Genomic DNA, 8,264 nt, shown 5'->3' with positions numbered 1-8,264 from the left:
GGACGCGGGTTGTGCGGCCGCATGGCCCTGACAGCTGCAACCCCGCTGACAACCCAGGGATTCCAAAGGGGGCCCGCCCCTTTGGTCCGCCTGAAGGGCCCGCCGGAGGCTGCCTTTCGTGAAGCAGGTCACAGCGAGAATTCCCTGTTTTCCGGTCTTCACAAGCGTGGCGAGTACGGGTAATGTCTTCGGTCCGTAAACTGCCACATCCCGACCACAGGAGAACCTAGCAAATGTCCAAACCCTGCGTGGGCTGCGGCTGGTGCTGCCTTGACAATCCTTGCGAGGAGTCGCACCGCCAGTATGGCTATCAGCGTCGTTGTCCGGACCTCAAGTGGGACGACGAGCAGAATCGTTACCTTTGCATGATGATGCTCGACAACGAAAAGGGGGAGCAGGCTCGCCGTTCGAACCATGAAGGCGAAGGCTGCTACGCTCCGCTGAACAAGTGGCGTGACGACATCCGCAACCGGGGATGACCCCTGCGTGCCGCTCTTGCGGCTTTGACAATCGCGCACACTTGGACTAACGAGAATCGTTTCCCAAAGCCAGATATTGACAGGATTGGAAAGCAACCATGCCCAGCATAAAAAAGATCAAGGGTTTCGCGGACCTCTTTCCCGAGGACGCAGCGGTGTTCACCAGAATGGAAAACACTGCCCGTGAAGTCTTCTCCAGATACGGTTTCGGCGAACTCAGGACACCGATCCTTGAAAAGACCGAACTTTTCATCAAATCCATAGGCGAGGACACCGACGTGGTGGGCAAGGAGATGTTCACCTTTCCTGACCGGAAGGGACGCTCCATGACCATGCGCCCCGAGGCCACGGCGGGCGTTGTCCGTGCGTTCGTGGAATCCGGGCGGTACCAGCCCGGAAAGGTGCTCAAGTATTTCACCACGGGCCCCATGTTCCGCTACGAGCGGCCTCAGAAGGGTCGTCAGCGCCAGTTCCACCAGCTCAACGCGGAGATCTTCGGTGCGCCAGAACCGCAGGCCGATGCCGAATTGATCCTGATGCTCAAGAGCTTTCTGAACGAGCTTGGATTGACCAAACTGACGTTCGAGCTCAACTCCCTCGGCTGTCATGACTGTCGGCCGGCATACCGTCAGGCGCTCATTGATTTTTATCAGTCCAAGGGTCGCGACGGCTTCTGCGAGGACTGCCAACGCCGCATGGACACCAACCCGCTGCGCGTTCTGGACTGCAAGTCCAAGAGCTGCAAGGAGCTGGTTCAGGGTGCGCCCGAGATTACCGACCACCTCTGTGGCGAGTGTTCCGATCACTTCACGCAGGTCAAGGACATCCTTGGCACTGCGGGCGTGGAGTACGTGCTGAATCCCCGCCTCGTGCGCGGGCTGGACTACTACATCCGCACGGCCTTCGAGGTCACGTCCAACGACATCGGCTCCCAGACCGCGGTTGCGGGCGGCGGCCGGTATGACGGACTGCCCAAGAGCCTCGGCGGTCCCGACTGCGCCTCCACCGGATTCGCCTGCGGCATGGAGCGTCTTGCCATGCTGCTGGGTGCCCGGGATGCCGATGCGCCCGATTTCTACATTGCCGTCACTGATGACCGCGCCGCCAACGACGCCATGCTCTTCGCGCAGAAGCTGCGGGAAAAGGGGCAGCGCGGCGAAGTCTCCTACGCGGGCGGCTCCATGAAGAGCCGCATGCGCGCCGCCAACAAGACCGGCGCGTCCAAGTGCTTCATCCTCGGCGAGGCGGAGTTTGCCGAGGGAACGGTCACTGTCAAGGACATGGCCGGCGATGACGAGCAATACACCGTATCCCGCGAGGAATACCTCAAAAAAGTCTAGAGGCCGTCAACGGTCCTCCTTCGTAATTCATTAATACAGGCCGCCCCGCAGTCCGGGGTCAACCACAACGGAGCAACCATGTCTGAACACCAGGAAGAACGCAGCTACGACGAGTATCGAGTCATTGAGGATCTGGGCGGCTGGCGCCGCACCCACCACAACAATGAGCTCAATGCCAATAATATAGGCAATACCGTGACGCTGATGGGCTGGGTCCAGTTCAGACGCGACCACGGCGGCCTGATCTTCATCGACCTGCGCGACCGCGAAGGCCTGACTCAGGTCGTCTTCAGCCCCGAGCACAACGAGGACGCACACGAACGCGCTCACGCCCTGCGCACCGAATACGTGGTGGCCGTCCGCGGACAGGTTCGCGAGCGCCCCGAAGGCATGTCCAACTCCGCCCTCGTCACCGGCGAGATCGAAGTGGTCGTGGACGAGTGGAAGCTGCTGAACACTTCCGAGACGCCGCCGTTCCCCATCGAGGACCGCGTCGAGGCGGGCGAGAACCTGCGCCTGAAGCACCGCTTCCTCGACCTGCGCCGCCCCGCGCTGGCTAACAACTTCATCATGCGCCACAAGGCCGCTCAGGCCGTGCGCCGCTTCCTCGACGACAACGGGTTCCTCGAAATCGAGACCCCGATCCTGACCAAGTCCACCCCCGAGGGCGCACGCGACTTCCTCGTGCCCTCCCGCGTGAATAACGGCGATTTCTACGCCCTGCCGCAGTCCCCGCAGCTGTTCAAGCAGATGCTTATGGTCTCCGGCATGGAACGCTACTTCCAGATCTGCAAATGCTTCCGCGACGAGGACCTGCGCGCCGACCGTCAGCCGGAATTCACCCAGATCGACGTTGAGATGAGCTTTGCCGACGAGGAAATGGTTCAGGGCATCGCCGAGGACATGGTCCGCAGTGTCTTCAAGAAGACGCTGGACGCCGAGCTGCCCGCCGAGTTTCCCCGCATGACCTATGCCGAAGCCGTTCGCGATTATGGCCTCGACAAGCCCGACGTGCGTTTCGACCTCAAGCATCAGGAAGTCACCGACATTTTCAAGGGCGGCGGATTCAAGGTCTTTGCCGCATCCGAGCTGGTGAAGGTCATGCGCGTTCCCGGCGGCGCGGAGCTGACCCGCAAGGAGATCGACGAGTACACCAAATACGTTGAGATTTACGGCTCCAAGGGCCTTGCGTGGATCAAGGTCAAGGAGGACGGCGAGTGGCAGTCTCCCATCGTCAAGTTCTTCTCCGAGGACGAAAAGGCCGCGCTGGCCGAACGCACGGGTTGCCAGCCCGGCGACATCCTTTTCTTTCAGGCCGGTCAGGCGGACATCGCCAACACCGCGCTGGGCTACCTGCGCATCAAGGTCGGTGAACGCCTTGGTCTCATCGACGAGTCCGTGTTCGCGCCGCTGTGGGTCACCGACTTCCCGCTGCTGGAGTGGGACGCCGACGACAAGCGCTGGGTGGCCCGCCACCATCCCTTCACCTCGGCCCAGCCCGGCCAGCTGGAAACCGTCAGGGAAAATCCGGGCGACGCGCTCGCCCGCGCTTACGACCTCGTTATCAACGGCTACGAGGTGGGCGGCGGTTCCATCCGCATCCACACCCCGGAACAGCAGGACGCCATGTTCTCCGCGCTCGGCATCGACGAAGAGGAGGCCCGCGAGAAGTTCGGCTTCCTCATGGATGCCCTCAAGTTCGGCGCTCCGCCGCACGGCGGCATCGCCTTCGGTCTTGACCGCCTCATCATGATCATGTGCGGCGCCAAGTCCATCCGCGACGTCATCGCATTCCCCAAGACGCAGAAGGCCACCTGCCTCATGACCGAAGCGCCCTCAGAGGTGGGGAACAAACAGCTTCGCGAACTCGGCATCAAACTGCGCGAAAAGAAGGAAGAGAAAAAGGAATCCTAGACCTTTTCCCGATCGAACCACTCAAGGGCGTCCGGCAACGGGCGCCCTTTTCTTTCCCGCAGCCCCGCAAATGACGCGATTGCCATCTGCGCAGGAGTGCTTATTTCCATGGTGCGCCCCGATTTCAGACCCTGTCGAGTCCGTTGTCTTTTGGCGCAAAACGTGTAAGAGATTTCCCCGGCGCAGCTTCCCGGCACGGAAGCGGCCCGAATTGCGAAAGAATGAAACAAATCACCGGCCCGCACCACATGAGCGCGGCCGGGAGATGGTGACCGGAGCCGGAGGGAAGCTCTGGCGGTCGCCGGAGGCATAGCATGAAGCTGGAAGTTTGCAGATGGCCCGAGCCGGTGCTCGCCGAAAAGGCCGCCCCGATCGAGGAAATCACCCCCGAGATAAAGGAACTGGTCGAAAACATGGTGGAGACCATGTACGCGGACGACGGCGTCGGCCTCGCCGCCCCGCAGGTGGGCGAAGGTATCCGCCTCATCTGCGTTGACCAGACCGGTCCCAAGGAGCGCGGCGACCTTCGCGTGCTCATCAATCCCGAGATCGTCGAGTGCGACGGCTCCGTGGATTCCGAAGAAGGCTGCCTGAGCTGCCCCGGATTCACCGGCAATGTCAAACGCTCCGAGCGGGTCAAGGTGACCGCCAGAAATCTCGAAGGCGAAGAGCTCTGCATCGAGACGGACGGCTATCTCGCCATCATCCTCCAGCACGAAATCGATCACCTCGACGGAACCACCATCGTGGACCGGGCCAGCCGACTCAAGCAGGCCATGTACAAGAAAAAGGCACAGAGATGGACGAAGTAGCGGAAAAACTGCGCGTCGTTTTCATGGGCACGCCCGAATTCGCGGCCCAGAGCCTCAAGGCGCTCATCGAATTCGACGGCTGCGACGTGACGGCAGTATACACCCAGCCGGACCGCCCCTGCGGTCGCGGCCGCAAATGCAAGCCCTCGCCGGTCAAACAGCTGGCGCTGGAACACGGCATAGAAGTCTACCAACCGGAAAACTTCAAAGACCAGTCCGACATAGACCAGCTTGCCGCCCTTGAGCCCGATGTGCTCGTGGTTGCCGCCTACGGACTCATCCTGCCACAGGCCGTCCTCGACGTACCCAAACTGCATCCGCTCAATATCCACGCATCCCTGCTTCCCAAATACCGCGGCGCCGCCCCCATTCAGCGCGCCATAGCAGACGGAGAGTTCGTCACCGGCATCAGCATCATGAAAATGGAAGCCGGACTCGATACCGGCCCAGTCATGGTAGCCCGCGCCCTGCGCATCGGCCACAACGATCACGCCGGAAAAATCCACGACGAACTCGCCGAACTCGGCGGAGTCTGCATCGTGGAAGCCCTCGCCCGCCTCGCGCGCGGCGCCTACGCCCTCAAACCGCAGGACGACTCCCTCGCCACCTACGCCCACAAACTCACCAAAGAGGAAGGCCAGGTCGACTGGAACCGCCCTGCTCAGCAAGTACACAACCAGATTCGCGCCATGTACCCCTGGCCCGGAGCCTACTTCGACTGGGACAACGGACAGGACAAAGTCCTGCGCCTCAACGTCACCCCCGGCGAAGTAGGCGAAGACGAATCCCCCGGCGTGGACCCCGGAACCGTCCTCGGCGAAATCAACGGCAAACTCGCCATCAGCACAGCCGACAAAGTCTACCTGACACCCGAGATAAAACCCCAAGGCAAAAAAGCCATGGACGCAACCGCCTTCGTCTGCGGCTATCTCAAAGACTGCGAAATATAATCTTTGCTCAAGATATAACTATAAAGGGCTCTGCAGTACTGCAGAGCCCTTTTTTGTGCCTCCGGCGGGCCCTTCAGGCGGACCAAAGGGGCGGGCCCCCTTTGGAATCCCTGGGTTGTCAGCGGCGTTGCAGCTTCCGGGTTCATGCGACCGCACAACCCACGTCCCAGCTGCCCCCCCGCTGACGGAGATATTGGACGTTGCAATTCTTGGCCGAACAGCCTGGAACTCCCTAAGCTGTTATATCCCCCACTACCTGAAACCACCGTCAGCCACCCGCCAAGCCGCCTACGCGCCTCAGCAGTCGGAAAGCCTTGTGCGGCTTGGCAAGCCAATTGTTTTTGGGAGATTCTTAAGAACCCTTTTGCAAAAGGGTTCTTAAGCCCCCGGAGGGCCCTCGGAGAGCCGCCGGAGGCCCCTTACGAGTCGGCTTCGGCGATACGGTCTGCGGCTTCCTTGAGATTGTCGACGACGTAGCGTGCGAGGTCGGAACAGCGGGCTTCCTCTTTTGCTCCTTTGCCTGTGCGCACCAGAACAGGGGTTGCGCCGGTGTCGGCTCCGAGGCGGACATCGGCGTACTTGTCACCTATCATCCACGCCTGTTCAGGGTCGAAGCCCAGTTCTTCGGCGGCTTGATACAGAAGGCCGGGTGCCGGTTTGCGGCAGTCGCAGTTATCTTCAGGCGCGTGGGGGCAGTGCAGGGTTGCATCGATGACCACGCCTTCCTTTCGCAAGAGCTCCTCGAGTCTGCGGTTGCAGGCACGGACGTCGTCTTCGGTGTAGTATCCTCTGCCGACGCCGCTTTGATTGGTGAGGATGGCGAGGCGGTAGCCGATTTGACGCAGTTTGCGCAGGCCCTCGGCAGCTCCGGGCAGCAGTTCCACCTGCTCCGGGTCCTTGAGGTAATGCCGGTCCTGGATGACGGTGCCGTCGCGGTCGAGAAGGATGTACCTGTTCATGCGCCCTCCTTGGGAGTGAATCCGTCCGGGTCGTTGTGGGTTGAATCGGCTAGGCCATCATCTTTCGGGCGAGTTCGACGGCCTTGGCGAAGCTGTGTATGCAGGCGGTTCCGGTTCCGCAGATGTCGTAGCCTGTTCCGTGGTCGGGCGAGGTGCGCGGATACGGCAGGCCGAGCGTGACGTTGACGGCTTTGCCGAAGTGCAGGAGCTTGAGCGGAGCAAGCCCTTGGTCGTGATACATGGCGAGTACGGCGGGATGGCGCCCGGCGGCGGCAAAATGAAAGAGCGTGTCCGCGGGGATGGGCCCTTCGCAGTTGATTCCGTCTCGTCTTGCTTCAGAGATGGCCGGTTCCACGATATCATTATCCTCGTGGCCGATGCGCCCGGACTCCCCTGCGTGTGGGTTGAGGCCGCACACGCCGATGCTGCCGGATTTGCCGAGGCGCTTCAGGAAATCGGCGGTGAGTTCCAGACAGTGCCGGATGCGTTTGCGTGTAACGAGTCGGGGCACCTCGGAGAGAGGCGGATGCGTTGTCACGAGGCTGACCCGAAGGGCGCTGGAACCGTCCTCGTTTTCGCCGCACAGGTGCATGCATACTCCTTCGCGGCCCACGCCGAGCCGTTCGGCCAGGAACTCGGTATGTCCGGGGAAATCGAAACCGGCCTGTTGCAGCATGGCCTTGTTGAGCGGGCAGGTGGTCAGGCCGTGCACGGCACCATCAAGAAGCAGTTCAACCGCATTTTCCAGACTCACGCCAGCGGCGAGGCCGCCTTCCACGGTCTGACAGCCGGACGGGAAGCCCAGCCGGGACAATTCCGGTGGTTCAAAAATATATACCCCGGCCGGAAGCGTTGCCAGCTCGCCGGGGTCATCTATTTTGACGTAAAAACGGGGGCGTCCTTCCCGTTCGAGCTCCCTTTCAAGAGCCGAGGCCGGCCCTATGAGCAGATATTTGCCGTCCCGGGGCTCGGCAAAATACCGTACGACCAGCTCAGGACCAAGGCCGCAGGGATCTCCGAGAGTTATGCAGAGCGTCTTTTCATGCATTGTGGACCGTCCTTTGGAAAAACCTTAGCGAGCAGGACTGGCCTTGTCCAGCATTGCACGCAGATCGGCAAGGATTTCAGGATGGTCGAAGGCAAGCTCCGGCAGATTGTCCAGAGAAAAGACGTGCACATTGGCGGCATCGTCTCCGGCCTGAAGGGTGGTCATGTCCGCCACGGCTGTATAGACAACACTCATTGTGTGCATACGCGGGTCGCGAGACGGATCAGAATAAACGCCGAGAACGCCCGTCAAGGTCGCCTTGAGCCCGGTTTCCTCTTCCAACTCGCGTACGGCTGCGGCCTCGCAGGGTTCGCCATAGTCGATGAAGCCTCCGGGCAGCGCCCATCCGTAAGGCGGATTGGCCCGCTCCACCAGCACCACGCCGGGACTTCCGCCGTCAACGGACGGCACAAGCACCGCCACATCCACCGTGGGCACCGGGTTGCGGTAGACAGGCACATCCGCGCCGCATTCGGGACAAGGTTTGGTTTTCAAGGCTGACTCCTTTTTTCTGCCAATTCATGAGAACACCCGCCGATTGTTGCCGACCGGCTTACGGCTGTCCACCCATACAACGAAAAAGCTCCCCGGGACCGTCCCGGAGAGCCGTTTTCGTAAACCATTAGCAAAAGAAAGAAGGTAGTCAGACTCAAGCAATCCTTGTGCCAAAACTTCAAAAACCTTTTAGACTGACAAAAAACCATTTCATTACAAATACATAAAGACATACCTAAACGATTCTTCAATCAGGCATGAGCATAC

General features: G+C 60.7%; 8 protein-coding genes. 5 read left to right on the top strand and 3 right to left on the bottom strand.

Going from position 1 to position 8,264, the window contains the following annotated elements:
* Window positions 1-233 precede the first annotated feature (233 nt).
* The 5 genes from BR24_RS00940 (at window position 234) to fmt (ending at window position 5,495) form a co-directional block, all read left to right on the top strand.
* Window positions 234-479 (top strand): hypothetical protein, encoded by a 246-nt coding sequence (locus tag BR24_RS00940; protein WP_496539639.1) that lies wholly within the window; start codon window positions 234-236, stop codon window positions 477-479.
* A gap of 98 nt (window positions 480-577) precedes the next feature.
* Window positions 578-1,819, top strand: coding sequence for a histidine--tRNA ligase (hisS, locus tag BR24_RS00935; protein ID WP_496539638.1), 1,242 nt, complete (start codon window positions 578-580; stop codon window positions 1,817-1,819).
* Between the two features lie 78 nt (window positions 1,820-1,897).
* Window positions 1,898-3,733 (top strand): aspartate--tRNA ligase, encoded by a 1,836-nt coding sequence (aspS, locus tag BR24_RS00930; protein WP_496539637.1) that lies wholly within the window; start codon window positions 1,898-1,900, stop codon window positions 3,731-3,733.
* Between the two features lie 314 nt (window positions 3,734-4,047).
* Entirely contained in the window at window positions 4,048-4,545 is a 498-nt protein-coding gene (gene def / locus BR24_RS00925) for a peptide deformylase (protein WP_496539636.1), read from the top strand.
* The gene (gene fmt / locus BR24_RS00920; protein WP_496539635.1) at window positions 4,533-5,495 is read left to right on the top strand and encodes a methionyl-tRNA formyltransferase; all 963 of its coding nucleotides are present in this window, start codon (window positions 4,533-4,535) and stop codon (window positions 5,493-5,495) included. The genes def and fmt overlap by 13 nt, the downstream gene beginning before the upstream one ends.
* A 419-nt stretch (window positions 5,496-5,914) precedes the next feature.
* On the opposite strand, the gene gmhB is transcribed toward fmt, so the two are convergent.
* From gmhB to BR24_RS00905, 3 genes are read right to left on the bottom strand one after another with little or no spacing between them, the layout of a single operon-like run.
* On the bottom strand, window positions 5,915-6,454 hold the full coding sequence (gene gmhB, locus BR24_RS00915; RefSeq protein ID WP_496539634.1) for a D-glycero-beta-D-manno-heptose 1,7-bisphosphate 7-phosphatase: 540 nt from the start codon (window positions 6,452-6,454) through the stop codon (window positions 5,915-5,917).
* 49 nt (window positions 6,455-6,503) lie between these two features.
* Complete coding sequence (gene pdxA, locus BR24_RS00910) at window positions 6,504-7,502, bottom strand: 4-hydroxythreonine-4-phosphate dehydrogenase PdxA (RefSeq protein ID WP_496539633.1); 999 nt, start codon at window positions 7,500-7,502, stop codon at window positions 6,504-6,506.
* Between the two features lie 24 nt (window positions 7,503-7,526).
* On the bottom strand, window positions 7,527-7,997 hold the full coding sequence (locus BR24_RS00905) for an NUDIX domain-containing protein (protein ID WP_496539632.1): 471 nt from the start codon (window positions 7,995-7,997) through the stop codon (window positions 7,527-7,529).
* Between the last annotated feature and the right edge of the window lie 267 nt (window positions 7,998-8,264).

It is taken from the genome of Pseudodesulfovibrio halophilus DSM 5663 (genome assembly GCF_059568665.1).
Note: the sequence above shows the minus strand (reverse complement) of the source record. Positions and strands in the feature narration are given on the sequence as shown.

Coding starts and splice junctions, on each gene's coding strand:
- BR24_RS00940 (WP_496539639.1), top strand. CDS start 234: ATGTCCAAACCCTGCGTGGGCTGCGGCTGGTGCTGCCTTGACAATCCT.
- hisS (WP_496539638.1), top strand. CDS start 578: ATGCCCAGCATAAAAAAGATCAAGGGTTTCGCGGACCTCTTTCCCGAG.
- aspS (WP_496539637.1), top strand. CDS start 1,898: ATGTCTGAACACCAGGAAGAACGCAGCTACGACGAGTATCGAGTCATT.
- def (WP_496539636.1), top strand. CDS start 4,048: ATGAAGCTGGAAGTTTGCAGATGGCCCGAGCCGGTGCTCGCCGAAAAG.
- fmt (WP_496539635.1), top strand. CDS start 4,533: ATGGACGAAGTAGCGGAAAAACTGCGCGTCGTTTTCATGGGCACGCCC.
- gmhB (WP_496539634.1), bottom strand. CDS start 6,454: ATGAACAGGTACATCCTTCTCGACCGCGACGGCACCGTCATCCAGGAC.
- pdxA (WP_496539633.1), bottom strand. CDS start 7,502: ATGCATGAAAAGACGCTCTGCATAACTCTCGGAGATCCCTGCGGCCTT.